24 protein-coding genes and 1 pseudogene are annotated in these 25855 nt (G+C 65.4%); 15 read left to right on the top strand and 10 right to left on the bottom strand.

Annotated elements, in window-relative coordinates; translation table 11 throughout:
- Positions 1-11: 11 nt before the first annotated feature.
- Positions 12-614: a cation transporter gene (locus A5753_RS22865; protein ID WP_067133932.1), complete on the bottom strand. Its 603-nt coding sequence runs from the start codon at positions 612-614 to the stop codon at positions 12-14.
- A 166-nt stretch (positions 615-780) separates the two neighbouring features.
- On the opposite strand from A5753_RS22865, the gene A5753_RS22860 reads away from it, so the two are divergent.
- The 4 genes from A5753_RS22860 to A5753_RS22845 all read left to right on the top strand — a co-directional run bounded on the left by A5753_RS22860 (position 781) and on the right by A5753_RS22845 (position 4567).
- Entirely contained in the window at positions 781-1299 is a 519-nt protein-coding gene (locus tag A5753_RS22860) for a phenolic acid decarboxylase (protein WP_067133929.1), read from the top strand.
- A 137-nt stretch (positions 1300-1436) separates the two neighbouring features.
- Entirely contained in the window at positions 1437-2576 is a 1140-nt protein-coding gene (locus A5753_RS22855; RefSeq protein ID WP_067133926.1) for a thiolase family protein, read from the top strand.
- A gap of 7 nt (positions 2577-2583) precedes the next feature.
- Positions 2584-3471, top strand: coding sequence for a methylmalonyl Co-A mutase-associated GTPase MeaB (gene meaB / locus A5753_RS22850; RefSeq protein WP_067133923.1), 888 nt, complete (start codon positions 2584-2586; stop codon positions 3469-3471).
- Between the two features lie 196 nt (positions 3472-3667).
- Complete coding sequence (locus A5753_RS22845; RefSeq protein WP_197694775.1) at positions 3668-4567, top strand: thiamine pyrophosphate-dependent enzyme; 900 nt, start codon at positions 3668-3670, stop codon at positions 4565-4567.
- Here the strand turns inward: A5753_RS22845 and A5753_RS22840 are convergent.
- Positions 4560-5213 (bottom strand): response regulator transcription factor, encoded by a 654-nt coding sequence (locus tag A5753_RS22840; protein ID WP_067133920.1) that lies wholly within the window; start codon positions 5211-5213, stop codon positions 4560-4562. The two genes, A5753_RS22845 and A5753_RS22840, sit on opposite strands and share 8 nt — an antisense overlap.
- 113 nt (positions 5214-5326) lie before the next feature.
- On the opposite strand from A5753_RS22840, the gene A5753_RS22835 reads away from it, so the two are divergent.
- Positions 5327-6547 (top strand): sensor histidine kinase, encoded by a 1221-nt coding sequence (locus A5753_RS22835; protein ID WP_067133917.1) that lies wholly within the window; start codon positions 5327-5329, stop codon positions 6545-6547.
- Between the two features lie 164 nt (positions 6548-6711).
- Here the strand turns inward: A5753_RS22835 and A5753_RS22830 are convergent, their stop codons facing one another.
- Positions 6712-7455: a class I SAM-dependent methyltransferase gene (locus A5753_RS22830; RefSeq protein ID WP_067133914.1), complete on the bottom strand. Its 744-nt coding sequence runs from the start codon at positions 7453-7455 to the stop codon at positions 6712-6714.
- A 157-nt stretch (positions 7456-7612) separates the two neighbouring features.
- Between A5753_RS22830 and A5753_RS22825 the strand changes: the two genes are divergently transcribed.
- Positions 7613-8326 carry a hypothetical protein gene (locus A5753_RS22825; protein WP_067133911.1) on the top strand — a complete coding sequence of 238 codons (714 nt, stop codon included), beginning with the start codon at positions 7613-7615 and terminating at the stop codon, positions 8324-8326.
- 68 nt (positions 8327-8394) lie between these two features.
- On the opposite strand, the gene A5753_RS22820 is transcribed toward A5753_RS22825, so the two are convergent.
- On the bottom strand, positions 8395-10011 hold the full coding sequence (locus A5753_RS22820) for an FAD-dependent oxidoreductase (RefSeq protein ID WP_067133908.1): 1617 nt from the start codon (positions 10009-10011) through the stop codon (positions 8395-8397).
- 14 nt (positions 10012-10025) lie between these two features.
- The gene (locus A5753_RS22815) at positions 10026-10703 is read right to left on the bottom strand and encodes an IclR family transcriptional regulator (RefSeq protein WP_067133905.1); all 678 of its coding nucleotides are present in this window, start codon (positions 10701-10703) and stop codon (positions 10026-10028) included.
- A 126-nt stretch (positions 10704-10829) separates the two neighbouring features.
- On the opposite strand from A5753_RS22815, the gene A5753_RS22810 reads away from it, so the two are divergent.
- From A5753_RS22810 to A5753_RS22775, 8 genes are read left to right on the top strand one after another with little or no spacing between them, the layout of a single operon-like run.
- Positions 10830-11693, top strand: a complete 864-nt coding sequence (locus A5753_RS22810; protein ID WP_067133891.1) for an alpha/beta fold hydrolase — start codon at positions 10830-10832, stop codon at positions 11691-11693.
- Positions 11693-13417 (top strand): bifunctional 3-(3-hydroxy-phenyl)propionate/3-hydroxycinnamic acid hydroxylase, encoded by a 1725-nt coding sequence (locus A5753_RS22805; RefSeq protein WP_067133888.1) that lies wholly within the window; start codon positions 11693-11695, stop codon positions 13415-13417. The genes A5753_RS22810 and A5753_RS22805 overlap by 1 nt, the downstream gene beginning before the upstream one ends.
- Positions 13365-14282 (top strand): 3-carboxyethylcatechol 2,3-dioxygenase, encoded by a 918-nt coding sequence (locus tag A5753_RS22800; RefSeq protein ID WP_067133885.1) that lies wholly within the window; start codon positions 13365-13367, stop codon positions 14280-14282. The genes A5753_RS22805 and A5753_RS22800 overlap by 53 nt, the downstream gene beginning before the upstream one ends.
- A gap of 8 nt (positions 14283-14290) precedes the next feature.
- Positions 14291-16018 (top strand): FAD-binding protein, encoded by a 1728-nt coding sequence (locus A5753_RS22795; RefSeq protein WP_156656207.1) that lies wholly within the window; start codon positions 14291-14293, stop codon positions 16016-16018.
- 2 nt (positions 16019-16020) lie between these two features.
- Positions 16021-17322, top strand: coding sequence for an LLM class flavin-dependent oxidoreductase (locus A5753_RS22790; protein ID WP_067133879.1), 1302 nt, complete (start codon positions 16021-16023; stop codon positions 17320-17322).
- A 41-nt stretch (positions 17323-17363) separates the two neighbouring features.
- Positions 17364-18191 (top strand): coniferyl-alcohol dehydrogenase, encoded by an 828-nt coding sequence (locus A5753_RS22785; RefSeq protein ID WP_067133876.1) that lies wholly within the window; start codon positions 17364-17366, stop codon positions 18189-18191.
- A complete protein-coding gene (locus A5753_RS22780) occupies positions 18179-19168 on the top strand; it encodes a cyclase family protein (RefSeq protein WP_067133873.1) in 990 nt (329 codons plus the stop codon). Before A5753_RS22785 ends, A5753_RS22780 begins: the two co-directional genes overlap by 13 nt.
- Positions 19168-19983: an alpha/beta fold hydrolase gene (locus A5753_RS22775; protein ID WP_067133870.1), complete on the top strand. Its 816-nt coding sequence runs from the start codon at positions 19168-19170 to the stop codon at positions 19981-19983. The genes A5753_RS22780 and A5753_RS22775 overlap by 1 nt, the downstream gene beginning before the upstream one ends.
- Positions 19984-20052: 69 nt before the next feature.
- Here the strand turns inward: A5753_RS22775 and A5753_RS22770 are convergent, their stop codons facing one another.
- On the bottom strand, positions 20053-20820 hold the full coding sequence (locus A5753_RS22770) for an SDR family oxidoreductase (protein ID WP_067134014.1): 768 nt from the start codon (positions 20818-20820) through the stop codon (positions 20053-20055).
- Positions 20821-20979: 159 nt separating this feature from the next.
- Here A5753_RS22770 and A5753_RS22765 point away from each other — a divergent pair, with 159 nt between their 5' ends.
- Positions 20980-21786 (top strand): SDR family NAD(P)-dependent oxidoreductase, encoded by an 807-nt coding sequence (locus tag A5753_RS22765; RefSeq protein WP_067133867.1) that lies wholly within the window; start codon positions 20980-20982, stop codon positions 21784-21786.
- 30 nt (positions 21787-21816) lie between these two features.
- Here the strand turns inward: A5753_RS22765 and A5753_RS22760 are convergent, their stop codons facing one another.
- The 4 genes and pseudogenes from A5753_RS22760 to A5753_RS22745 all read right to left on the bottom strand — a co-directional run bounded on the left by A5753_RS22760 (position 21817) and on the right by A5753_RS22745 (position 25848).
- Complete coding sequence (locus tag A5753_RS22760) at positions 21817-22695, bottom strand: glycosyltransferase family 2 protein (RefSeq protein ID WP_067133864.1); 879 nt, start codon at positions 22693-22695, stop codon at positions 21817-21819.
- Positions 22695-23627, bottom strand: coding sequence for a glycosyltransferase (locus A5753_RS22755; protein WP_231990147.1), 933 nt, complete (start codon positions 23625-23627; stop codon positions 22695-22697). The genes A5753_RS22760 and A5753_RS22755 overlap by 1 nt, the downstream gene beginning before the upstream one ends.
- A pseudogene (locus tag A5753_RS22750) lies at positions 23566-24805 on the bottom strand (glycosyltransferase). Before A5753_RS22750 ends, A5753_RS22755 begins: the two are co-directional and overlap by 62 nt.
- Positions 24802-25848, bottom strand: a complete 1047-nt coding sequence (locus A5753_RS22745; RefSeq protein ID WP_082971437.1) for a glycosyltransferase — start codon at positions 25846-25848, stop codon at positions 24802-24804. Before A5753_RS22745 ends, A5753_RS22750 begins: the two are co-directional and overlap by 4 nt.
- Between the last annotated feature and the right edge of the window lie 7 nt (positions 25849-25855).

Genomic DNA, 25855 nt, shown 5'->3' with positions numbered 1-25855 from the left:
CCCTGAGTCATTCATCCACCCTCGGTGAAGAAGATTTCTTTGACCTCACGCAACGCGTAGAACACGAGCACGTAGCCGGCGAGGGGGTCCGCCCACCACCAGCCGGCGATGCTGTTCAGCAGCAGGCCGAGTAGCACGGCGGCGGCCAGCAGGCCGTCGATGAGGGTGACGCGGCCCTCAGTGGTGAGCACGGGGTTGCTCAGGGCGGCACCGGTTCGGGCCTTGCCGGCTGCAAGCGCGAACATCGTCGCTGCGGTGACCGTCGTCCAAGCGATGCCAAGGGACGAGGGCTCGGGGTGAAAGCCGGCAATCAGGACCGTCGTCGACTGCACCGTCAGGTAGATACCTAGCGCTCCGAAGGCGGCGCCGATGAGCCGTAACGCTTTTCGTCGACGGGCTTCTCCAGTTCCGGAGAGCTCCCAGATCACCACCAATGACGCACCGATCTCGATCAGCGAGTCCAAGCCGAACCCGGCCAGCGCCACGGATTCGGCCTCGATGGCGGCCGACGCGAGGATAACGATGCCGACCGCGTTCCAGAACAGGGTGGCGTACTCAAGGGCAAATCCGCGCCTCAGCAGAGACCGGCGTGCGGCCTCGTCCAGGTGGCTCATCGGAGTCAGTCTCACATATCCGCATACCGGCATATCGCCATGGCCGATATCGTCCATTGACTGTTCAGGAAAGGTCGACTTTGCCGGGCCCAGCTGCCGCAGCAGCCCCGCGTTCCTGGCAGGATGTCCTAGTGCAGAAGCTCCGGCCCAAATGGGAGGAACGGCAATGACCAGTGTCACGAATCCGATCCCGTCGCAAGATCTTTCGGGAATTGTCGGACATCGCTTCATTTACACCTACGCCAACGGATGGCAGTACGAAATGTACGTCAAGAACGCCAGCACCATCGACTACCGCATCCACTCCGGACATGTCGGAGGCCGCTGGGTCAAAGGCCAGGAGGTCAACCTGGTCCAACTCGACGACGACAATTTCAAAATTTCCTGGACCGAACCCACCGGCACCTGCGTGGCCGTCAACGTTCTGCCCGCCAAACGCCGCATCCACGGCGTCATCTTCTTTCCGCAGTGGATCCGCATGCACGGTGAACGCACCGTCTGCTTCCAGAACGACCACCTGGATGAGATGCGCGCCTACCGCGACCGGGGACCGACCTACCCCATCTACGAAGTCCCCGAATTCGCCTATATAACCCTGTTCGAATACGTCGGAACCGACGACGAGACCGTCATCGACACCGGTCCCGAACACCTCCCGCCGGGGTGGTCGAACCGCACCAACTAGGGACGCCGCCGCTGCGCCGCGCTCCGCAACCGGGCGCTTGTTGCGACTCACACTCTCGCAATGAGAGAATATGATTCTCATAAATGTGCGGACGCCTCTCGGAGTTCCGCACCTCCTGGTCGAACTGGAGAAGGCCCGTGTCTGAAGCCGTCATCGTGTCCGCGCTGCGCACCCCCATCGGCACCGCCCGCAAGGGCACTCTGCGCGACACCAGCGCTTTCGATCTGGCGCATCATGTGGTTTCCGAAGCGGCTAAAGACCTGGACCCCGCGCAGGTCGACGATGTGATCCTGGGCGAGGGCCTCTATGGCGGCGGCGTGATCGCGCGCCACGCGGCCATCACGGCCGGGCTGCCGCACGTCCCCGGTCTGGCCAACAACCGGCACTGCGCGGCCGGGCAGGCGGCGGTGCAGAGCGCGGCGGCGAGCGTGCGCGCCGGGATGGACGAGCTGATCATCGCCGGTGGTGTGAATGCGGCGTCGACGTCGCCGCGCTCGCGCCTGCAGGTGGACGGTGAGTGGGTCGACTGGTTCCCGCCGACCCATCCGAACCGGCCCGACGCGCCGAACATGGACATGTCGATCACCGTGGGGTGGAACGCCGCGGTCAAGGCCGGCGTGAGCCGTGAGGAGATGGACGCCTGGGCGCTGCGGTCACACCGCAATGCCATCGCCGCCATCGACGAAGGCCGCTTCAAGGAGGAGATCGTCCCGATCGAGACGCCGCATGGCCTGTTCTCGGTCGATGAGCACCCGCGTCGCGACACGACAATGCAGAAGCTGGCCGCGCTCAAGCCGCTGCACCCCGAGATCGAGGGCTTCTCGATCACCGCCGGCAACGCGTGCGGCGCCAACGACGGCGCGGCGGCGCTGGTGATCGCCAGCGACCAACTGGGGCTGCCCGCGCTGGCCACTATCCGGTCCTGGGCATCCGTCGGCGTCGACCCGGCGATCACCGGCCTGGCGCCGGTGGAGGCGATACCGAAAGCCCTTAAGCGAGGCGGACTTTCGATTTCCGACGTGGATCTCTTCGAGATCAACGAGGCCTTCGCCGCGATGTGCGTGGCCACCATCAAACTGCTCGAGCTTGACCCCGACAAGGTCAACGTCAGCGGCAGTGGCTGCTCGCTGGGGCACCCCGTCGCGGCGACCGGAGCCCGGATGCTGGTCACCCTGGTGCACGAAATGCGCCGGCGCGGCGGTGGCATCGGAGTCGCGGCGATGTGCGCCGGCGGGGGAATGGGCTCGGCGACGGTGATCGAGGTCGCGGCGCCATAATGCGTACATGATCATCGCTGATCTGATTGCCCGCGCGCGCAATGGATCTCCCCGCGCGGCCGGCCGCCTACTCAGCCTCGTCGAGGGCGAGCAGCGCGACGAGGTCTTGGCGACCATCGGTCCCGCACCGGACGGCGTGGGGCCGGTCGTCGGCATCACGGGGCCGCCGGGCGCGGGAAAGTCGACGACGGTCGGCGCGCTGGTCAGCGCATACCGCGAACGTGGTCTACGGGTGGCGGTGTTGGCGGTAGACCCGTCATCCCCGTTCAGTGGCGGCGCGCTGCTAGGCGATCGAATTCGAATGGCCGCGCATATCAACGACTCCGACGTACTCATCCGTTCGGTGGCCACGCGTGGGCATCTGGGCGGCCTTGCGGCCGCCGTTCCGGCGGCCATCCGGCTGCTGGGCGCGATCGGTTACGACGTGGTCCTGCTGGAGACGGTGGGGGTGGGGCAGTCCGAGATCGAGATCGCCGCCGTCGCCGACCCGACCGTCGTCATTCTCAATCCCGGAGCGGGCGACGCGGTTCAGGCAGCCAAGGCGGGCGTGCTGGAAGTCGCCGACATCGTGGCGGTCAACAAGGCGGACCGGGACGGTGCCGAACAGACGGTTCGCGATCTCCGGGCCGAAACCAGCGCACCCATCGTTTCGCTGATCGCCGCCCGGGGTGAGGGCATCGAAGAACTGATGGCCGCCATCGAGGACCACCGCCGCACCGACAGCCGCGCCCGCCGGCTGGCCCGCGCCCGCGCTCAGATCCTGTCGCTGGCGCAAACCCGGCTGCGTACGCAACCCGATCTCGACCGGCTCGCCGAGGCGGTCGTCGACGGCGACCAGGATCCCTACACGGCCGCCGACCAGCTGATCTCATCTCCGTCGCCCGGAACGGACTGACGGCCCGCTGTCCCCCGATCGGGGGACACGCGCATTCATCACCTTTGCGGTCCGATTGGCGGAGGTGCGGCCCGCGCAATCGCCCTACGTTGAGCGTGTGTTCAATTCGGCGGCCACTTCAGCCGACGACCGGATCGTCATCCGTCGTCTGGTTCTGGCGGGCGCCGAGCAGTTCGCTTGAGAGTAGGAGACCGGCATGACTCACACACCCCAGACTTCGGCAGCACTGGTCCGCGACGACCGGTTGGAGCTGTATCACCGGATGTGGGTTCTGCGACTACTCGATATGGCGTTGGATGAGTTGCGCGTCGACGGTCTGATCGACGACGGCGCGCGTGTGGAGTTCGGGCAGGAGGCGGTGGCTATCGGTACGGTTGCGGCGCTGAGGCCGGGCGACCTGGTCAACGCCGGCACGCCGCAATACCTTCACGCTCAGCAGGTGGGCCTGGCCCTCCCGCTGGGGCCTGCCATCGCCGAGACGATCGGCCCCAAGCGCCGCGCCGGCGGCGGGGCCGCCGACTGGAAGCGCTCACTGGCCAACGAGACGGTGCTGGGCCAATCGACTCTGTTTGCGCTGGGTGACGCCAACACTCAGCGAATGACCGGCGAGGGCAAGGTCAGTCTGTGTGTCATCGGTGGCCGCGACACGCACTCCGTCGAGTTCACCACGGCCGCAAGGATCGCCGTGCAATGGCGGCTGCCCGTGGTGTTCGTCGTTGAAAACATCCGCGGTGCATCCAACGCCCGTCGGCGCGCGTATGAATCCGACACGATGCCCATGCTTTCGGTCGACGGCAGGGACGTTGTGGCGGTGGCCGACTCGGTCGCCGAGGCGATACACCTGGCGAGCGCCGGCGACGGCCCCGCGTTGGTCGAGGCGATCACCTACCACACGAATCACCCCGCGGCCGTCGACCCGTTGGTCTTCGCACGTCGGCAACTGATCGCGGCTGGCAGCGACAGCGACCACCTCTACGAGGTGGAACGAGGCGCACGCCACCTGGTGGCCGAGGCGATGGCTTCGGCGAAGGCATCCGTGCGGGCGCAACAGCTTCCGCCCCTGCCAGATTCGAATCCCTGGCCGGCCGCTAGCTGAGCAGACCTTGCCGCATTGCCTCGGCGACGGCGGCCGCGCGATCGCCGACGCCGAGCTTCTCGTAGAGGCGTTGCACGTGCGTTTTCACCGTCGACGGGGCCACAAAGAGCTCACCCGCAATCGCAGGGATGCTCTGACCGCGGGAGATCCTCTGGAGCACCTCACGTTCGCGAGCACTCAACACTGGCGCGGACGGCTCCGCGCGGTGCCGGATCTCCGCGGCAAGGCCGCCGACCAGCGCGGGCGCCACCACGTCATGCCCCTGCGCGCAGTCGAGTACGGCCTTGACGATCTCGCTGCGCGTCGAGTCTTTCAGCACGAAGCCGGCCGCACCCTGCTGCAGCGCCTGGTACACGATCGCCGACTCGTCGTGCGCCGAGATCAGCAACACCCGGGTGGCCAATCCCTGCGTTCGCACGGCGGCCGCCACCTGGGCGCCGTCCATGCCGGGCATCCGGTAGTCGAGCAGCGCGACGTCCGGCACGTGCGACTTGATCAATTCCAGTGCCGCAGAGCCGTCTTCCGCTTCACCGACGACGTCGACCGAACCGCTCGACGCCAGCGCGCGCACCACGCCCTCGCGAAAAAGCGGGTGATCATCGCCGACAACCACCCGCACCGTTTCGGGGGTAGCCGCGCCGACCATGGCGACGAGTGTAGCGGCTTGCCCAACAGCGGCGTTCGCATTCTCTGGGCGGCATGATGGGTCATTTTCGAGATTGCTTCGGGGCAGCAGACGCGGATGAGTACGGTGATCGGGTGTCGGTCGCCGGTGACGTAGAGCTGGAACGGGTTCGCACGGTTCACCAGTTGCGCTCGTACCGCATCGGCTCGGTGCTGCGGATCGGTGTGGTCGGCCTCATGGTCGCGGCCATGATCATCGGCACCAGCCGATCGGAGTGGCCGCAGGAAGGCGTGCTGATCGTGCTGTACGCGCTCGTCGCGCTCAGCGCGCTGGGATTGGCTTTCGCTCCGTTCCGTCGGTGGATCGGAATGGGCCGATTGGTGGCGATCGGCCGGTTTGAGCCGTTTGTCTTCACCGTCATCGACATCGTCGCGCTGACCGTCTTTCAGCTGCTGTCCACCAATGGCGTCTATCCGCTGCTGATCATGGCGATGTTGCCGGTCCTGTTGGGACTTGATGTCTCTTCTCGCCGGGCGGCGGTGGTGCTGATCTTCTCCATGCTCGGATTCGCAATTGCCGTGCTGCAAGATCCGGTGATGTTGAGCGAGGTCAAGTTGCCGGAGGCGGGATTTCGGTTCCTGCTCTATGCATTCCTTTGTTGCGCGGCCTTCTTGGTGGTGCGCATCGAGGAGCGTCATACCCGCTCGGTGGCCGGATTGAGCGCCTTGCGAGAGGAATTGCTAGCCCAGACGATGAACGCTTCGGATGTGTCGCAGCGTCGGATCTCGGAATTCATCCACGATGGGCCCCTGCAAGACATCCTGGCCGTGCGCCAAGAGCTCGTCGAATTGGACGCGGCGTTCGACGGCGACGAGCGCGTTGGCCGGGCGCTGGCCGGTTTACAGACGGCCTCGGAACGGTTGCGGCAGGCCACTTTCGAACTGCATCCGGCGGTACTCGAGCAGGTCGGTCTGGGCGCCGCGGTGCAGCAGCTCGCGGAGTTCACCGCACAGCGGTCCGGCATCGACATCACCACCGACATCGAGTATTCGACGCGCAGCGACATCGATCCCGTCATGTTCGGCGTGGTGCGCGAGTTGTTGTCCAACGTGGTGCAACATGCTGCGGCCGGCAGCGCGACGGTCATACTCGGAATCACTGACCAGACTTGCGTTTTGCATGTGGTCGACGACGGGGTGGGGTTCGGCCAGGAGACGGTGGCGCGCCGCCTGGGGGAGGGCCACATCGGTCTCGCGTCGCACCGCGCCCGGGTGGAGGCCGCCGGGGGAGCACTGGTGTTTCTCGACGTCCCGGTGGGCACCCACGTCTGCGTCGAAGTGCCGTTGACGAAATGATGGCTGCGGGGCCGTCGAGCTTCGGTGGTCACGCGAGTCACGTGTGTATCAATTTGGCTGGCATGAAGTGAGTTTGGTTTGTGCTATCACCGGCGCTATCACATATGAGACTCAGCTATTGGTCGGGCGTACAGCCGGCTTGACGGCTACCGAAGCCGAGCGTCTTACTCGCAATCGCTGACGAGTAGGCGGTAGCCGGCGTCGAGCTGTTGTTTCTCAAGCAGTTCCGCGTGTTGTTGTTGCCATCGTCCGGAGCGCAGGTCGGCCGCAAGGCGGCCCAGTCCTTCGGCTAGGGCGCCACCGTCGGCATAGGCCAGCATCGAGATACCGGCGCGGACGGTGGCGTCGAGGTAGGCCTCGGGCCGGCGCCAAAAGGCGGCGCCGAATCCGTCTGTGCAGTCATGCGGTACGGGCACGGTGCGCACCTGCGCGCCACCCAACAGCTCTACCAGTCGTTCAATCGGTACGTACAGCGCTTTGTTGATCCGAGCGGCGTCGGGCAGATATTCACGCAGCAACCAGAAGTCGTCGATCACCGTTTGATCCCAGGTGAAAACCACGATTCGGTGACGGCTGACCCGGCGCAGCTCGCTGATCCCGGCGGGGAGATCGCCCCAGTGATGCACGGTCAGCAAGGCCATTGAGGCGTCAACGCATTTGTCTCGCAGCGGCAATGCCTCCGCCACGGCCTGGACACACGGGGCTGCTTGCGGTGAACGCTGGGCGATCATCACCATGCTGGGCTCGACCGCGACGATGGTCTGGGCCGGCTCGTAGGATCCGGTGGCGGCCCCGACGTTGACGAGGGTGTCCATCGCGGTGAGCGCGGCGTGCACCTGGAAGGCGATCCGCGGGTCGGGTCGGCGAGTGCTGCAATAGGTGGCACCGATCCGGTCGTAGGCGACCATCGATTCAGAATGACGCAGGGTGGACCGAATGCGCCAGCACGAGCATGAATTAATCAGCGCCAGTGGTCGTCGCGGGCATACGCTTCTGGACCGGAAATAACTTGCGCGTGAAACCGCGGGCTGCCACCCTTGAGGGCCCAGCACGGAAGAGTCAGCGATGAACGATCCGTTAAACGTCATGGTGATCGGCGATTTCGACTGCTCGTATGCGCCTCATGTTGCCACCAATAACGCGATAAGCCATTCAGCGAAGTTGCTCGGCTTGCAGGCTCGCGTGACTTGGCTGGCGACCGAATCACTCGAAACGGACCTCCGGCCGGTCACGACCGCGGATGCGCTGTGGTGCGCTCCTGGCAGCCCCTATCGTAGTTTGCGCGGAGCCCTTGCAGCGTTGCGCTTCGGGCGCGAAGGCCATGTGCCAACGTTGGGTACATGTGGCGGATACCAGCACATCGTTCTTGAATTCGCACGCAACGTACTCGGCTTCCAAGACGCGCAACATGCCGAATACGACCCGTACGGGTCTCGCCTGTTCATCTCATCGCTGACTTGTTCCCTGACGGGGCTGACCATGCCGGTTAACCTTGAACCGGGATCCCTGGCCGCGCACTGCTATGGGGAGAGCCGAGTTTACGAAAAGTACTACTGCAACTTCGGATTGAATGCGGCCTATCGAACGGCGCTAGAGGAAGGTGGGCTGCGCGTCACCGGACTCGACGATGACGACGAAGCCCGCGTCCTAGAACTACCGGGCCATCCGTACTACATCGCCACGTTGTTCGTTCCCCAGAATCGCTCGACCGTCGAGGAACCTCATCCGCTCGTGACACGACTGTTGTCTGAGGCCGCCGACCGCAAACTCGCCGCGTAGCACAATCAGCCGGCAACTGGGTCGGAACCGATGCCGTAACCGCCCACGCTCGGCGCACAAGGCGTCCGCTACTTCAGGTCGACCGACTTCCCGGTGGCAGCGGCATGACCCGCCCGATAGCCGAAAACCATTGCCGGGCCCAGGGTTCCGCCGGCGCCGCCGTAGGCACGTCCGGTCACACCTCCCATCGCATTGCCCGCAGCGAACAAGCCGGGTATCGGCGCGCCGCCGACATGCAGAACCCGGGCGTCGTGATCGGTGCGGGGTCCGCCCTTGGTGCCCATCGCGCCGATGCTCACCGGCACCGCGTAGAACGGGGCGGTGTCGATCGGGCCTAGCGTCTTACCGGCCTGTGTGGTTGCGCTGTCATCGCCCCAGTAGCCGTCGTAAGCGCTTGAGCCGCGGCCGAACTCGGGATCCGCGCCGGCGGCCACATGACGGTTCCAGCTCTCGACCGTACGGGTCAGACCGTTGGCGTCGATACCAGTCTTGGCGGCCAGCTCGGTGAGATCCGCCGACTCGCAGAACCAGTCCGGGACGGGTTGGCCCGGCTCGATACCAAGAAATCCGTAGTGCTGCAGGTGAATCGAATCGAACACCATCCACCCGCGGTCGTTGACGTAGCCGCCGCGAGGATCCAGGTAATGGAAGGCGCCGGCCATCGAGTTGTAATCGCAGGCCTCATTGACGAAGCGCCGCCCGGCCGAGTTGACCATGATGCTGCGCGGGCGCGTTCGCTCCAGCCGCACGCTGCGGCTGCGCGGCTTGCCCTCGATGGTGTCGCCGGGGATCTGCACGATCGGCACCCACCACGCTTCGCCCATGTTGGCCAGGTCAGCCCCCCGCTCCATCGCCATGCGCAGACCGTCCCCGGTGTTGTTGGGCGGTGAGACCGCGCCGTGCATCGGACCGCGCAGAAACGCTTGTGTCAGAGCCGGATTCCACTCGAAGCCGCCGGTGCCCAGGATGACCCCGTGCCGGGCGCGAACAGTGATCGTCCGGTCCGGCAGGGCCACGCGCACCCCGGTGATTTCTTCGTTTTCGGCGATAAGCCCTTCGGCCCGGGCATTGGTGTGCGGGGTGACGCCGGCATCCAGCAGGCCCTTGAGGAGCCCCGCGATCAGCGCGGTGCCGGCGACGCACAGGTGGCTGGTGCGTTCGTCGATCGCCGCGTGCAGGCGGGCCCTGGTCTCGGCGTCGAAGCCGACGTTGGACCAGTCGGCCGGGAATGACGTGATCTGCGTTGCCCATTCGCCGAGCTGGGCCAGATCGAGGGGGGCCGCGCTCAGCGACCTGCCGCCGGTCGGCTGCCCGCCCGGTAACTCGGGGCGGTAGTCGGGGAAGCCGGTCGCAATCTCGAACTGAAGACCACTGTGCGCCTCGACGAAGTCGAGCATCGCCGGCCCGGTGCGCACGAACGTTTCGACAAGCTCGTCGTCCATCGATCCGAGCGACTGGGCGCGCAGGTACTCCAACGCGTCGGCCACGGTCAATTCGCCCTCGGGAGAACGGTTATGGGCGGGGATCCACACGATGCCGCCGGACACGGCGGTTGTTCCGCCGACGGTCGGAGCCTTTTCGTAGACCGCCACCGAGGCGCCCGCGACCGCGGCGGTCAGCGCGGCGGTGAGGCCGGCGCCGCCACTGCCGAGCACGACAACGTCGACTTCGTGGTCCCATGACATGGACTGCTATCCCTTCAGCTCAGTAGCTCCGACAACTGCTTGGCGGCCTTGACGACCGCGTCTTTCCCGCGCATCACCACGTCTTCTCGATGTGAGATGAGGTTGATGCACGTCGGCGGGGATGGCACCGGGCGGCGCACCCCCACCGCCAGGCCGTAGGTGTTCGGTTCGATCTCGCCGTAGGTCGTCACCCAACCGCGTTCGCGCGCACGGGAAACCAACTCTCGCTCGCCCGGGCGCGGAGGCATGCACGCGAGCAGGGCGATGCCGGCGGCGCCGCGGTCGAGCGGGTATCGGCTGCCTTCGTGGAATGAAAGTTGGTAGGCGACATGGCTGGGCACGATCACCGCGACCGCCACCTGCTGGTCGCCCTCGGCGATGAGTAAGGACACGGTGGTGCCGAGGTCATCGGCCAGGGCGCGCAGCGTCGGCAGGCTTACTTGGCGCACGTTGCGGTCGAAGGAGGCGCCGAGCACGGCCAGGCCCGCCGCCGGTCGGTAGCGGCCGTCTTCTCCCTTGGCCACGAGCCGGAACTCGGCCAACGTCGTCAGCAATCGATAGGCGATGGTGCGATGCACGCCCACCTGATCGGCGAGTTGCTGCACCGTCAGCCCGCCGGGGGAGTGCGCGACCATCTGCAGCGCGGTCAGACCCCTGGCCAGGGTCTGCGAACCGGTGCCGGACCCCGTCACAGCCTTGACAGACCTTCTCGCGAGAGCGAAGCTCTATATATAACGCACATTGGTGTGCGATATTAGCACACAAGATAAGCCGAAAACGAGAACGAGATTTCCCCGATCTGGAGGCCGGACAGCACCGTGGCGGAGTTCGAGAGCATCTGGAGCGACCTCCAGGGCGTCGCGTTTGAGCAGGGCTACCTCGACGCCGGAGGAGTGCGCACCCGCTACCTGCGCGCCGGCGATCCCGGCAAGCCGGTGCTGATGCTGCTGCACGGATCCGGCGGCCATGCCGAGGCCTACGTGCGCAACCTCGGCGCGCACGCAGAGCATTTCTGGACCTGGTCGATCGACATGCTCGGCCACGGGTACACCGACAAGCCGGGGCATCCACTAGAAGTCGTCCACTACGTCGAGCATGTGATGGCGGTGCTGCGCACCATCGGTGTGGATCGCGCGTATCTCAGCGGCGAATCACTGGGGGGCTGGGTGGCCGCGCGCACCGCGGTCGACCATCCGGACGTGGTCGAACGATTGGTGCTCAACACCGCCGGCGGATCTCAGGCGGATCCCGTGGTGATGCAACGGATCATCACGCTGTCCATGGCGGCCGCTGAGGACCCGACCTGGGAAACGGTGCAAGCGCGCATCAAGTGGTTGATGGCCGACAAGTCGAAGGACTACGACGATCTGGTCGCCAGCCGCCAACGGGTATACCGCCAACCGGGATTCGTCAACGCCATGAGCGACATCATGGCGTTGCAGGACCCGGAGATCCGCGCGCGCAACATCCTCGGCCCGGACGAATACGGGTCGATCATCGCCCCCACCCTCGTAGTGTGGACCAGCGACGACCCCACCGCAGACGTGACGGAGGGGCGCCGGATGGCGTCGATGATTCCGGGCGCGCGCTTCGAGGTGATGCCCGGTTGCGGTCATTGGCCGCAGTACGAGGACGCCAAGACCTTCAACCAGTTGCATCTCGACTTTCTGCTGGGCCGGTGATGGTCACATCGGGACGGGAGGTTCCTGGCATCGAGACCGATGTCCTCGTGGTGGGCGCGGGACCGGTCGGATTGACCCTCGCCAACATCCTTGGCCTGCAAGGGATCCGCACGTTAGTGGTCGACGAGCGGGACACCCTGATCGACTACCCCCGCGGCGTGGGCCTGGATGACGAGGCGCTGCGAACCTTCCAGTCGATCGGGCTCGCCGACCGGGTGCTGCCGCACACCGTGCCCAATCAGATCCTGCGGTTCGTCGACGCCAAGCGCCGGGTGCTCGCCGAAATGGCCCCGCCGGACGCACGATTCGGCTGGCCGAAGCGAAACGGCTTCGTGCAACCGCTCGTCGACGCCGAATTGCTCACTGGTCTGGACCGATTCGAGCACGTGCAGGTGTGGTGGGGGCGTCCGATGACGGCATGCCGGGAAAGCGGTGACCGGGTGACCGTCGAGCTAGGTGGCGGCGCCGGCAACGACGGTGACGCCTCACGCGTGCGGGCGCGCTATGTGGTCGGGTGCGACGGCGGCCGCAGCATGACGCGCCGGGTGATGGGCGTGTCGTTCGATGGAACGACGTCCTCGACACGGTGGTTGGTGGTCGACATCGCCAACGACCCGCTTGGGCACCCGAACAGCGAGGTCGGCGCCGACCCCGAACGCCCATACGCCTCGATCTCGATCGCCCACGGAATTCGCCGCTTTGAGTTCATGATCCACGCCGACGAGACCGATGAGCAGGCCGAAGATCCCGCGTTCCTGACCCAGATGCTGGCCAGGATGGTGCCCCACCCCGACCGGGTCGACGTGATCCGGCGCCGGGTGTACACCCACCACTCCCGGATCGCCGCTGCGTTCCGCCAGGGCCGGCTGCTGCTCGCCGGGGACGCCGCCCACCTGATGCCGGTGTGGCAGGGGCAGGGGTACAACAGCGGGATCCGCGACGCGGCGAACCTCGGGTGGAAGCTCGCGGCGGTCGTGAGCGGCCGCGCCGACGACAAGCTGCTGGACACCTATGACGTGGAACGCCGCAAGCACGCCCGGGCGATGATCGACCTGTCCACCATGGTGGGCCGGGTGATCTCGCCGACCAACCGCCGCGTGGCGACCGCGCGGGATCTGCTGGTGCGGTCGGCGTCAATAGTCCCTTCGCTCAAGCGTTACGTGCTGGAGATGCGCTTCAAGCCGATGCCCCGCTATGAGCAGGGTGCCGTCGTGCACGCCGCGCCCGGGCGCGCCGATTCGCCGGTGGGCACGCTGTTCGTCCAGCCGCGCGTCGACACTCGCGAGCAGCAGGACGTGTTGCTCGATGACGTGCTCGGGTCGTGGTTCGCCGTACTGTGCTGGAACAACAACCCGCGCAAGATTCTCGGCGATGTGGCATTCGCGGACTGGAAAGCATTGGGAGCCCGATTCTTTGCGTTGCGCCCTGCGACCCAGCTGCACTGGACGGGACACGACGACCCCGACGTGGTGGTGGTGGGTGACCGGCACGGTGACCTCAAGTCCTGGTTCGACACCCACTCGGACTCGGTACTGTTTTTGCGCCCCGACCGATGCATCGCGGGCGCCTGCATCGCTCAGCGCGCGCCCGACCTGAGTGCCGCGCTCCTGGACGCACTCACACTCACGCCGCGAGGGGGTGATTTGCAAAGTGGCACTGGCTCTGTGCTGTATGTCGCACAGCCCGCTCCTGAATCTTCCGGGGCCATCGCGGGACCTGCTTGACGACATCGAGGGCGCGATTGCCGAAGCGCGACGCTTCGTTGAAGAATACGACCCCGAACTCGTGGTCAGTTTCTCGCCGGATCATTACAACGGCTTCTTCTATAAGGTGATGCCGCCGTTCTGCATTGGCACCAGTGCCTGCGGGGTGGGCGACTACGGCACCCACGCCGGCCCGCTGAGCGTGCCCGAGACGCTTGCGACCGACTGCGCGCAGGCGGTCCTCGACGCGGGCGTCGACGTCGCGCTATCGGCCAGCATGGACGTGGACCACGGCACGATCCAGCCGCTCGAGAAGCTCTTCGGTGACGCCACCGCGCGTCCCGTGATACCGATCTTCGTGAACGCCATCGGCGTTCCGCTGGGCCCGATGCATCGCTGTCGCGCTCTTGGTGCCGCGGTTGGGAATTACCTTGCCACTCTGGACAAGCGAGTTCTCGTCCTGGGATCCGGTGGGCTCTCGCACAGCCCGCCGGTGCCGAGCCTGGCGACCGCGCCCGCGCCGGTGCTGGAGCGGATCGTGCACGGCCGGCCGATGACATCCGAACAGCGGCAGGCCCGGCAAGCCGTGGTCATCGACGCGGCCAGAAACTTCGCCGCCGGCGAGAGCGACCTGCAGGCACTCAACCCGACGTGGGACCACCGATTCTTGGAAATCATCGACGGAGGGTGGCTAAGCGAACTGGATGGGTGGTCGAATTCGTTCGTCGCCCATGAGGGCGGCGGCTCCGCGCAGGAGATCCGCACGTGGGTTGCGGCTTTCGGGGCGCTGGAATCAGCGGGGCCCTACGAAATCACCGGACGTTTCTACAAGCCCGCACCCGAGCTGATCGCCGGTTTCGCCATCAGAACGGCACGTCCAAAATGACGACCGCACTGGACGGTTTCGATCACGTCGTCGACGTGCTCATCGTGGGGTCCGGCGGTGGCGGCATGACCGCCGCTTTGACGGCACAGGCCGCCGGGCTTGACGCCTTGGTGGTCGAAAAGTCTTCCTACTTCGGGGGATCCACCGCTTTGTCCGGTGGCGGCATCTGGGTACCCGGAGCGCCCGCCCAGCGACGGGAAGGCTATGTGCCCTCGCCCGAAGCCGTCGTGGGCTACCTCAAACAGATTACCGACGGATTGGTCAGCGAGGCGCGGTTGCGGCAGTACGTCGAGACCGCGCCACAGATGCTGCAGTTCCTGGAGGAGCTCTCGGGATGGTTCGAATTCGTTTGGAAGCCCGGGTATGCCGACTACTACCCCGAGTTGCCCGGCGGCTCCGAACTCGGCAGCACGATCAACGTGCCCGCCATCGACCTGCGAAAGTTGGGCGACGACGAGCACAAGCTGTTGCAGCCCCTGGCTCTGGCCCCGAAGGGAATCTGGTTGGGGCCCAAAGACCTGCGCACGTTTTATCGGATCAGGCAGTCCTGGGCGGGCAAAGGCGTACTGCTGAAGTTGATTGCGCGAATGGTCCGGGCGAGGGTGTTCGGTGAACGGATGGCGGCCATCGGACAGTCGCTGGCGGCTCGGCTCCGGCTGGCGCTGAGAGAACGTGGCATCCCGCTCTGGCTGGACTCGCCGATGGTCCAGCTGCTCACCGACTCTGACGGAGCGGTCACCGGCGCGGTGGTGCAACGCGAGGGCAAGTCGCAGCGGATCGGTGCGCGCCTGGGCGTCATCTTGGCCTCGGGAGGATTCGACCACGACCTCGCCTGGCGCAAGGAGCTGCTGCCCGAGGTGGATCAGGACTGGAGCTTCGGCAATCCGGCGGCCATGGGCGACGGCATCCGCGCCGGCCAAAAGGCAGGCGCCGCAACGGACCTGCTCGACGAAGCCTGGTGGTTTCCGGCGATCCAGTGGCCGGATGGCCGCATGCAGTTCATGCTCAACGAACGGATGATGCCGGCGCAGTTCATCGTCAACGGTGCGGGCAAGCGCTTCATTAACGAGGCGGCCCCCTACATGGACTTCGGTCACGCCATGATCGAGGGCCAGAGGTCCGGCGTGAGCCACATCCCGTGCTGGCTGATCACCGACCACAGATCGTTCAACCGCTACGTCGTCGGGGGACACCTACCGATACCCAAGATCCCGGGTGCGCCCGTTCCCACCGGCCGCAAGATCCCACCGGCCTGGCTGGAATCGGGCGTGGTCAAGGCGGCCACGACATGGGAGGAAATGGCGGCCAAGATCGGCGTGCCCCCCGGCCAGCTTGCCGAAACCGCCGGCCGCTTCAACGAACTCGCCCGCAAGGGCCACGACGACGATTTCAACCGCGGGGACAGCGTGTACGACAACTACTACGGCGATCAGACCCTGCCCAACCCGAACCTGTATCCGCTTGGCGATCCGCCGTACTACGCCTTTCGGATCGTGCTCGGGGACCTCGGGACCTCGGGTGGCCTGCTGACCGACGAACACGCCCGCGTGCTGCGAACCGATGGCACCGTGCTGCCCGGGCTCTACGCGGTGGGCAACACCTCCGCGCCGGTGATGGGGCGCAGCTATGCCGGTGCCGGAGCGACCATCGGTCCAGCCATGACTTTCGGCTATGTCGCTGCGAAACACGTTGCGGCCCAGGCGGCCAACCAAGCCATTAATACTCATAGGAGGTAACGATGAAAATCTCACTGTTCTACGAATTCGCCCTGCCGCGGCCCTGGGCACCCGACGACGAACATGTCCTGCTGCAGGACTGTCTCAACGAGGTGGAGGCCGCGGACAAAGCGGGTTTCTCCACCGTGTGGCTGACCGAGCACCACTTCCTGGAGGAGTACTGCCACTCGACGGCACCGGAGATCTTCTTGGCGGCGGCCAGCCAGCGAACCAAGAACATTCGGCTGGGATTCGGCATCATGCACCTGCCGCCGGTGGTCAACCACCCCGCCCGGGTGGCCGAGCGCATCGCCACCCTTGACCTGCTGTCCAACGGCCGCGTCGAATTCGGCACCGGGGAATCGTCGTCGGTCGGAGAACTCGGCGGATTCAATATCGATCCCGCCGACAAGCGGGCGCAGTGGGAAGAGGCCCTCGAGGTGTCGATCCGCTGCATGATCGAGGAGCCGTTCACCGGCTTCAGCGGCGAACACGTCCAGATGCCGGCGCGCAACGTCGTTCCCAAGCCGCTGCAAAAGCCGCACCCGCCGGTCTGGGTCGCCTGCACGCGGCCGGCCAGCGTGCAGATGGCGGCCCAAAAGGCGATCGGCGCATTGAGTTTCGCCTACACCGGTCCCGGACCGCTGACCGAGCGGGTCAACGGCTATTACAAGGAATTCGAGGAGAACGGCGTCCCGGTCACTCCCCGGATCAACCCCAACATCCTCGCCATCGGCGGTGACCTGTCCATGATGGTCGCCAAGACCGACGAGCAGGCCCTGCAGCGGCTCGGACAGGGCGGCGGGTTCTTCTCGTTCGGAATCATGCACTACTACATGACCGGAGTGCATACACCGGGGCGCACCGGAGTGTGGCAGCGGTATCTCGACGAGGTGGAAAAGGATCCGACGCTGGCCTACGGGCCCGGTCGCGGCGCGATCGGTTCCCCGGCCACGGTGCGCGAGTTCCTGCGCGGCTACGAGGAGAGCGGCGTCGACGAGATCATCCTGCTGCTCAACCCGCGCAGCCACGAGGGCACCATGGAATCCATCGAGCTGATGGGCAACGAGGTGCTCCCCGAATTCATCGAACGGGACGCAAAAGCCGTGGCGGAAAAGGCCAAGCGGCTCGAGCCCGTCATCGAAAAGGTGGAGGCGCGCCGGCCGAAGTCGACCGCACCGCAATTCGACGAGGATTACTCGTTCGGTGGACTCCCGACCGGTCGCGGCGGTAAGTTCACCGCCAGCGAGATCCCCGAAGCCATGGCGGAGATCAACGAAGGCCGCGTTCAGGCGGCGCAGCGCGCGAAGGACCAGCAGAAGTAGTGCCGGACTGCATCTGAGCCGGGAGAATTTCGAGGCGAGCCTTGGGAGAGATCGACGAGCTGTGGCGCTACGACGGCCACCGCGCGGTGGTGACCGGATGTGCTTCCGGCATCGGCGAACACGTCGTACGGCAGCTCATCGAGCTTGGTGCTGAAGTCATCGGGTTGGACCAACGGCGACCGGCCTTCGCGATCGACCAGTTCCATGAGGTCGACCTGGCCGATCAAACATCGATCGAGTCGGCGGTGGCGGCGATTACCGGACAAATCGATGCACTGTTCAATGTCGCGGGCGTGTCGTCCGGGATCGGCGACCCGCTGCGCGTCGTGGCCATCAACTTTCTGGGGATGCGCCATGCCACCGAGGCGCTGCTTCCGAAGATGGTCGCCGGGTCGTCCATTGTCAGCGTGTCATCCCTCGCGGCTGCCGCGTATCGGGAGCATCTCACAGACGTGGCGCCGCTACTGCATACCGCGACGATGCAGGACGGTATCGACTGGTGCCGTGAGCATCCCGATGCGCTCGGCACCGGCTATCAATTGTCCAAGGAAGCGATCATCCTGTACACCATGCGCAGCGCCACGCCACTGGGCGCGCGGGGAATCCGCATCAATTGCACGGGTCCCGGCGTGACCGAGACGCCGATCCTGGACCAGCTGCGCACCGCCTACGGGCAGGGCTTTCTCGACGACATCCCCAAGCCGCTGGGTCGCGTTTCCGATCCCGCCGAGCAGGCCTCGGTGCTGCTCTTCCTGAATAGCAATGCCGCCAGCTATATTTCGGGCCAGGTGTTGTGGGTTGACGGCGGAAACGTGGGAGCCGCGATCGCGCGTGAACTCGAGGAAGGGCGTGCTCCGTGGCCAGTGTGACCGACTTTCGCCGCGCTGCACGCGACGTCAGTAACTGGGGCCGCTGGGGCGCTGACGACGAGCTCGGCACGCTGAACTTCATCACCTCCGAAAAGATCGCCCAGGCCGCGAGTCTGGTCCGGCACGGCAAGGTGTTTCCGCTCGGTGTGGACTTCGGGTCATCGGGGCCCCAGGGAACCTTCGGTTTCCGGCACAATCCGATCCACGTGATGACGGTCGACGGCGGCGACGCCAGCACTCTGGCCGAATACGGGCCCGATTGGGACCGCAATCCGACGGCGGCGCAGATGGGTCCGTATTTTGTCGACAATCTGTTTCGGTTCAACGACGACATGATCATCATGCCGTTGCAGGCGGCCACCCAGTGGGATGCGTTGTCGCACGTCTATTACGACGACCAGCTTTACAACGGTATCCCGGCCGGTTCGGTGACCAGCCTCGGCGCCCGCCGGCTCGGCATCGAGAAGGTGGACGGCAAGGGAATCACCTCGCGCGGTGTGCTGCTCGATCTGGTGCGTCATCGCGGCGCGGAGGTCTTCCTGGAGCACGGGAATCCCATCGCCCCCGAGGAATTGGACGACGTCGTGCGCGCGCAGGGTGTGACGATTGGTCGCGGCGACATCCTGCTCATCAAAACCGGTTGGTGGACAAGATTTCTGCAGACCGGAAACAAGACCGAACGGTATTCCGGCCTGGACTGGCGATGCGCGCAGTGGCTGCACGATCACGAGATCGCCGCGGTCGCATCCGACAACCTTCAAGTCGAAGACCCGGTGTCTGGGGTCGATGGCGTGTTTTTGCCCTTCCACCTGTTGACGCTGCGCGACATGGGCATGATGCTCGGTGAGTACTGGGACCTGACCGCACTGGCAGCCGACTGCGCGGCCGACGGCGTATATGAATTCCAGCTCATCGCGCCGCCGCTGAGATTCGTTGGGGCCGTGGGCTCACCGGTGAATCCGATCGCGATCAAGTGATGCGGCGTAACACCATATCGGTTGACGGGCTGACCACCAGCTATTTGGAAGCCGGCGACGGCGACCCGGTGGTGTTGCTGCACGGCGGTGAGTTCGGTGCCGGTGCCGAGCTCGGTTGGGAACGCAACATCGAAGCGCTTGCCGCGCGGTACCGCGTCCTTGCGCCGGATCAGCTGGGGTTTGGCGAATCGGCCAAGGTCATCGACTTCGTCGACGGCCGTGGCATGCGGATTCGGCATGTGGCGCGGTTTTGTGAACTGCTCGGCGTCGACTCGGCGCACTTCGTGGGCAATTCGATGGGCGCCATCAACCTGCTCACCGACGCCACGTCGGGCACGCCGTTACTGCCGGTGCGCAGTCTGGCGATCATCTGCGGCGGCGGGGAGATACAGCAGAACGCGCATTTCGAGGCGCTGCAGAACTACGACGCGACGGTGCCGGCGATGCGCCGCATCGTCGAAGCCCTGTTCTTCGACTCCGGCTATCCCGCCGACGACGACTACGTGCGCCGCCGCCACGAATCGAGCACCGCGCCGGGGGCATGGGAAGCCGTCGCCGCTGCCAGGTTTCGCCGCCCCGGCGCCACGTCGTCCGCGCCCCCGTCGACCACACGAGCTTACGAACGCATCGGCGTGCCAACGCTTGTCGTCGAGGGAGGAGAGGACAAGCTACTTCCGTCCGGCTGGGCCGCCGAGATCGCCAAGCAGATCGATGGGGCCCGTTCGGTCGTCGTCGACAAGTCAGGACACTGTCCCCAGATTGAGCAGCCCTCGGTGGTCAACCAGCTGCTGATGGATTTTTTGGGCGCAGTCTGAACGTCAGTGTCGCTGTGCGCGAACGTATGTGGGCCGAGCAAAGCTCGAGCGGAGTCGTCCTCGAGAACCCTATTGGGCACCGCGCGGCGCCTGCGCGGCTATCCAGTCACCGAAGGTGGTCGGGTAGGTGACCACTTCCTCGCCGTCGGTGGGAACGATGCTGTGGTCATCGAGCACGGCACCGTAGTAGCGGGCATTATCATCCGCCTGCACCGTGCGCGCGTCGCCGGTCGCCGTCAACCGGGTCCGGATGAAATCGTCCATGCCACCCCTTTCGGGGCCGGCGATATTGATCACCCCGTTGACCGGATCGCCCGTCGCCGCGCGGGTGACCGCCAGGGCCACATCCGCGGCAGCAATGGGCTGGAACGCCCCGTGCGGCGCGCGAACGGTGTCACCCTCGCTGAACGAATCGGCAATGTCGTCAACGAATTCGAAGAACTGCGTCGCCCGCACGACCGTATATGGTGCTCCCGATTCCGCAATCTCTTTTTCCTGCGCGACCTTGGCTCGCATGTACCCACTTTCGGCCGCCCGGTCGGCGCCCACGATCGAGAGGGCGACGTGGTGCTGCACGCCCGCGGCCCGCTCCGCGTCGAGCAGGTTGCGGGTAGAGGTGGTGAAGAAGTTCAGGACGTCGTCGTCGGCCCAGGATGGCGAGTTGGACACGTCCACGACCGTGTTGACTCCGGCGACCGCTTCGGCGACACCTTCGCCGGTCACGGTGTTGACGCCCGTCCTCGGCGATGCCGAAATGGCCTCGTGTCCCAGCTCGGTGAGATTGGCGACCACCTGTGACCCGATCAGCCCGCTGCCGCCGATTACCAACACCTTCATGCTCATGCCTTTCCCATTTCCCGACGAACTGGCCTACTCAGCATGGCCTAGCCGTCGACGGGCCGGAAGGCTGGCCGGCCGATCATGCCGCATACGAGGGACCCGTCTCGTTAAATCAATTGCTTGACTTAATACCGCATGCGCCGATTAACTCGTCGTGTGGCTAACGAATTGGACGGCAAGGTCGCCATCGTCACCGGCGCGGCCTCGGGCATCGGCCGCGGTCTCGCGGAGCGGTTTGTGGCCGAGGGCGCACGGGTCGTCATCGCCGACGTCGAGACCGATCGCGGCGAGGCGCTTGCGAAATCGCTCGGAGACAACGCCGCCTTCCGCCGGACCGACGTCTCCGACCCCGAACAGGTGGGAGCGCTGATTTCCGACGCCGTCGAAAAGTTCGACGGCCTGCACGTGATGGTCAACAACGCCGGGATCTCCAGCCCGCTGCGCAAGTTGCTGGACGACGACCTCAGCGATTTCCACCGCGTGATGGGGGTCAACGTACTGGGCGTGATGGCGGGAACCCGAGATGCCGCACGGCACATGGCCGAACACGGGGGCGGATCGATCATCAACATCACCTCGATCGGCGGCATCCAGGCCGGCGGCGGCGTGATGATCTATCGCGCCTCCAAAGCGGCAGTCATCCAATTCACCAAGGCCGCGGCAATTGAGTTGGCTCACCACGAGATTCGGGTGAACGCCATCGCGCCCGGCAACATACCCACGCCGATCCTGGGGAAGTCGGGGACCGGCATGGACCCCGAACAGCTGAAACAATTCGAGGCGCGGATCCGCGAGACGATGCGGGAGGATCGACCGCTGAAACGCGAGGGCACTGCCGATGACGTCGCCGAAGCGGCGCTGTACTTCGCCACCGACCGCTCGCGCTATGTCACCGGGACGGTGCTTCCGGTCGACGGCGGGACCGTGGCGGGCAAACCGATCCGATCCAAACGCAAAGATTGACAGCGTTTGCGCCAAGATCACACACCACGATCATCCGTCTGCCACAACGTGAATCCCGGTGGACGCGGGCGGATGATGGCCCTGCGATGCTGTACGGACAGGGCGCCCGTCGGTGTGGCGGTGGATCAGGCCCTTGTCCGCGAAGGAGGACAACCAGTTTTCCATCGGCCACCATCCCCAGCGTCGGTGAAAGATCGTCGCATTGCGCAGTATGTCGTCCAAGTGGTCCACAGGCGGGTCCGCGACTGCATGGTACTGATGGAACGCGTGCGCACCGCCAACCCAGCGCATCGGAACGTGTGACGCCGCTGCGCACTGCCCGAAGTCGGTGTCCTCTCCGCCGTAACCGCGGTACAGCTCGCAGAATCCACCGATTCGCTGCCAGGTAGGGACTCTTACCGCGAAAGACAGCGACCAGAACAGTGCATAATCCGTCGCGGCGACGACGGTGCCATCTGGCGGCGCGGGCCGGCCACGATGCGGGTCAGGCTTCGACCGCACCGCGGAGATCACGTAGCCGCCCGGCGGTGGCGGCGACAAATATGTGACTGGACCGTTCAGTATTGCGTCCTCGTGCTCGGTGACGCCGGCGACGGTGTGGTAGCGGTCGAGCAACTCCGCGCCCGGAATGCAGTCGACGTCGAGGAAAACCAAAAGTTCGGCCCCATTTCGGGCCGCGGCGGCGGCACCCACGTTGCGCCCCATGGCCAACGGCAGTGGGTGGGAGGCATTGCGGTCAAGCGTTATTGCCGGCGCCCCCAGCTCATCCACGACCTTGGCGACATCGGGGTCACCGAGCGCGACGACAACATGCATATCCGGCCGCAATGTGGAGGTGGCGAGACCTTGCAACTGCCTGCGCAGGTGTGCGGTCCTGCCGTGGACAACGGTGATGACGGCGGTGCGCACTACGTGCCCTGCCTACAGCGACGGGCTGTCGCCTCGATCGCTTCGGCGGCGCGGTGCGCGGCTCCATCCACTTCCCACTGCCGCCAGCGGTCCGGATCGGTCGCCGTTGCTTTAGCCAGCAGAGCGGGCCAAGCCCGTGGGTCAGGCCAGCGTTGCGCGACCACAGCTAGCCGATGGCGCTGCAGCGCCCGGGCGGTGGCGTGCTGCTCATCAAACGGGCGGGCTCGCGGAATCACCACCGCAGGGCGTCGTGCCGCAGCGACATCAGCAATACAGCCCTGACCCGCATGGGTGACGACGACATCCGCCGCCCGGATTTCGGGCCACGGATCATGCTCCCACACAGAATTCTTGCCGCCGAGCGCCGTCCACGAAAACGCGGAATGTGCTGCGGCGCAGTCCTGTAACGATGCGTCGAACGTGTCATCGGCTCCGCTCAAAACCACCACATGCGTCCGGTCCAAATGGGTAGCACGCGCAGACGATTCGGACTCGTAGCGGGGGCGATCGCGTCCCTCGAAGCGGCTGATGCCGCCGACATAGCTAGTCTTGCGTTCCCACTGCCGCAGCCAGGTCGGCACACACAATGCCCGCGGCCACCCCGCAACGATGTGATCGGCTATGCGGTGTACCAGCAGATGCGGGGCGTCCATTCGGTTGCCGGGCAAGGCCATGACGATCACAGGAACACCGAGCAGCCGGACGAACACCGCGACTTCGACCGACACGTCGACGACTACGGCTTCGGGTTGCGTTTCAGATACCCATCCCGCGATCTCGGTCATTCGCGAGCTGAACCCAGCATCGTGGTGGGGCGCCCAATGCAGCGCGCCGTGTGCCGTGACTTCGCGCGGTCGCGGATCCTCGTCGTCACGCGGCAATTGCAGGACCCTCGAAAACGGGTGTGGCTCGGGGACATTCATCGATGTCATGACGGTCACGGGGCGGCGCATTTGAGCGCAGACGCTCATGGCGCGGGCCAAATGCCCGAAACCGTGGTGGTGAACGTAGTACCCGATCATGCGGACCTGGCCGCGGAGTCGTGAATCAGTTGACGGTACAAATCTGTGTAGGCGGTTACCATCGCGTCCGCCGAGCAATGACGAATGGCGTGTTCGCGCACCTGCTTTCGCGGCAACCGCACTGCGGCGGAGATGGCGTCCGCCATCGCGGCGATATCACCGGCAACGACGAGCCGACCCGACGAGCTGTCGATGAGTTCGGGGATGCCGCCGCGGGCGAAGGCAACGACAGGAGTACCGCATGCCATCGCTTCGGCGACGACAAGGCCGTATGGCTCGTCCCAGGTAGGGGTGACAAGCGCTGCTGCGGCATGACCGACCAGGTAGGCCAGACGCTTATGGTTGAGATGACCCGCATACGTGACGTCATCATCTAGATGAGGCTCAATGTCGGTCAGATAGTACTTCTGGTCGGAGATCGGCCCGGCAAGCACCAGTTGCCTGCGACTGCGTCGGGCTACCGCTATTGCCAAGTGGGGCGCCTTTTCCGGTGTGATGCGACCAAACCACACCAGGTACCGGCCGCCCGGACCCAGCGGCCACTGGCCCGTGTGGACACCGTTGGGAACCACGGCAATATCGCCGATAAGGTCTCGCCACGCGGCCGCGGTGTGTTGGGAAACTGCGGCAAAGCGGGTGCGTTGTCCGATGGAGGCGCCGATCGCGGACTCGAGCCAGGGCGTCGGTGGGGTGTGCACCGTGGTAAGCATCGGAGTGGACAACGTCGAAGCCATCGCGACGGGCAGGTAATGCAGGCTGTGGTTGTGGATGACGTCGAACTCTTGGCTGCCGGCCCCCGCAAGCCACAGCATGAACGAGAGGTACGCATGGTGATCGGCCATGAACGCCGCTGGCGGCATCGAGACGTCGCGCCTAGCCGCGTCGGACAGATTTAGCGGACGCACGTCGAGCATCCGGCACCTCAAGCCGGGGTCCGAACCGGAAGCTGCGAACAGCGACACTCGATAACCGCTGGAAGCGAGGGCCCGGGCCAGGTGGCAGACGTGTGCTTCGAGTCCGCCCGCGAAGGGTTGCCGAATCGGATAGCGGGTTGATGCGATCAGCGCCACACGCAATGGTTCCGTCATCTCAGGACGCTCCGGTAGATGGCACGATGCGCGGCTGCAAGTTCTCGCCTTTCGGCGAGTCGCTCCTCCCAGCTGGCCCTGGGAGCTGGCTCGCCGGCAGCCCAACGCGCGTGTGCCCAATGAATCGCATGGCAGAGAGATGCTTCATCGAAACCTTCGTCGCTGTACCCGAAAACTCCGCATGGACGTTGCTGGTGATAGAACCCGCAGGTGGGCGCCACCACAGCCGTTCCGAGGTCGTAACTGGCCTCCAGCCAGCCTGAGTGGGTGCCGAACCGGTAAGGCAGGACAGACACCGTCAACGACGCGAGGTACTCCCACAGTTCGTCGTCTGTGAAGTACGGGTGCACGCGGACGTCTACGTGCTTGTACCGGTCATAACCCAGCAGCGCCGCGCCGGTCTTGGGTGCGAACCAGTGATTGTCGGGATCGAAGATCTCATCGTGGACGTCGACCTGCAGGGTCGCGTCCGGCAGCGAGGACAAGATCACCGTGAGTGCCTGCACGATGGGCAACGGGTCCATGTTGGCCCGCAAGCTCTTGGCGTGCAGCCCCACCACGAATCGCTCATTGTGTGCGCGTGGCTTTTCGATCCATTCCCTCTCCAGCACGTGGGGATGCGGCAGTACCTGAGCGCGCTGTCCCCAGGTGTGCCGAATCAACCCTGCAGCGCCGGGCGTCAGCGTAATCAGCTCATCGGCGGCGGCGATCAGGACATCTTGCTGCGCGCAGTGGGCTTCGGGTTCCGGGTGATGTGGATTGCGCAAGTCATGCACCGTGTACACCAAAGGCTTGTCGTGCATTTTGAGTTCCTGGACAACCGCGGCCAATGCCTCGGGCCCGATGGCGTCGAATCCGAAGTGGATGTGGAACACGTCGAATCGTGAGTGATTGTCGCTGACCCAGCCCGGCTCCAGCATCAACGGCGGCCACCAGCCGCCCGGTACGGTCCGTCCATCCACCGGAACTGGATCGTCCAGACGCAGAACAGAATCCACGTTTGGGTTCGCCAGGTGGCGTACATAAACGTGTGACGCCGGCACCGAAGCG

This window comes from Mycobacterium sp. 852002-51971_SCH5477799-a, from assembly GCF_001667145.1.
Lineage (GTDB): Bacteria > Actinomycetota > Actinomycetes > Mycobacteriales > Mycobacteriaceae > Mycobacterium.
The sequence above is the reverse complement of the archived record's forward strand: the minus strand, read 5'-3'. Positions and strand labels throughout refer to the sequence as shown.

Coding starts and splice junctions, on each gene's coding strand:
- A5753_RS22800 (WP_067133885.1), top strand. CDS start 13,365: ATGTCGCACAGCCCGCTCCTGAATCTTCCGGGGCCATCGCGGGACCTG.
- A5753_RS22860 (WP_067133929.1), top strand. CDS start 781: ATGACCAGTGTCACGAATCCGATCCCGTCGCAAGATCTTTCGGGAATT.
- A5753_RS22825 (WP_067133911.1), top strand. CDS start 7,613: ATGAACGATCCGTTAAACGTCATGGTGATCGGCGATTTCGACTGCTCG.
- A5753_RS22830 (WP_067133914.1), bottom strand. CDS start 7,455: ATGGTCGCCTACGACCGGATCGGTGCCACCTATTGCAGCACTCGCCGA.
- A5753_RS22820 (WP_067133908.1), bottom strand. CDS start 10,011: ATGTCATGGGACCACGAAGTCGACGTTGTCGTGCTCGGCAGTGGCGGC.
- A5753_RS22790 (WP_067133879.1), top strand. CDS start 16,021: ATGAAAATCTCACTGTTCTACGAATTCGCCCTGCCGCGGCCCTGGGCA.
- A5753_RS22845 (WP_197694775.1), top strand. CDS start 3,668: ATGACTCACACACCCCAGACTTCGGCAGCACTGGTCCGCGACGACCGG.
- A5753_RS22805 (WP_067133888.1), top strand. CDS start 11,693: ATGGTCACATCGGGACGGGAGGTTCCTGGCATCGAGACCGATGTCCTC.
- A5753_RS22865 (WP_067133932.1), bottom strand. CDS start 614: ATGAGCCACCTGGACGAGGCCGCACGCCGGTCTCTGCTGAGGCGCGGA.
- A5753_RS22775 (WP_067133870.1), top strand. CDS start 19,168: ATGCGGCGTAACACCATATCGGTTGACGGGCTGACCACCAGCTATTTG.
- A5753_RS22840 (WP_067133920.1), bottom strand. CDS start 5,213: ATGGTCGGCGCGGCTACCCCCGAAACGGTGCGGGTGGTTGTCGGCGAT.
- A5753_RS22770 (WP_067134014.1), bottom strand. CDS start 20,820: ATGAAGGTGTTGGTAATCGGCGGCAGCGGGCTGATCGGGTCACAGGTG.
- meaB (WP_067133923.1), top strand. CDS start 2,584: ATGATCATCGCTGATCTGATTGCCCGCGCGCGCAATGGATCTCCCCGC.
- A5753_RS22755 (WP_231990147.1), bottom strand. CDS start 23,627: ATGACATCGATGAATGTCCCCGAGCCACACCCGTTTTCGAGGGTCCTG.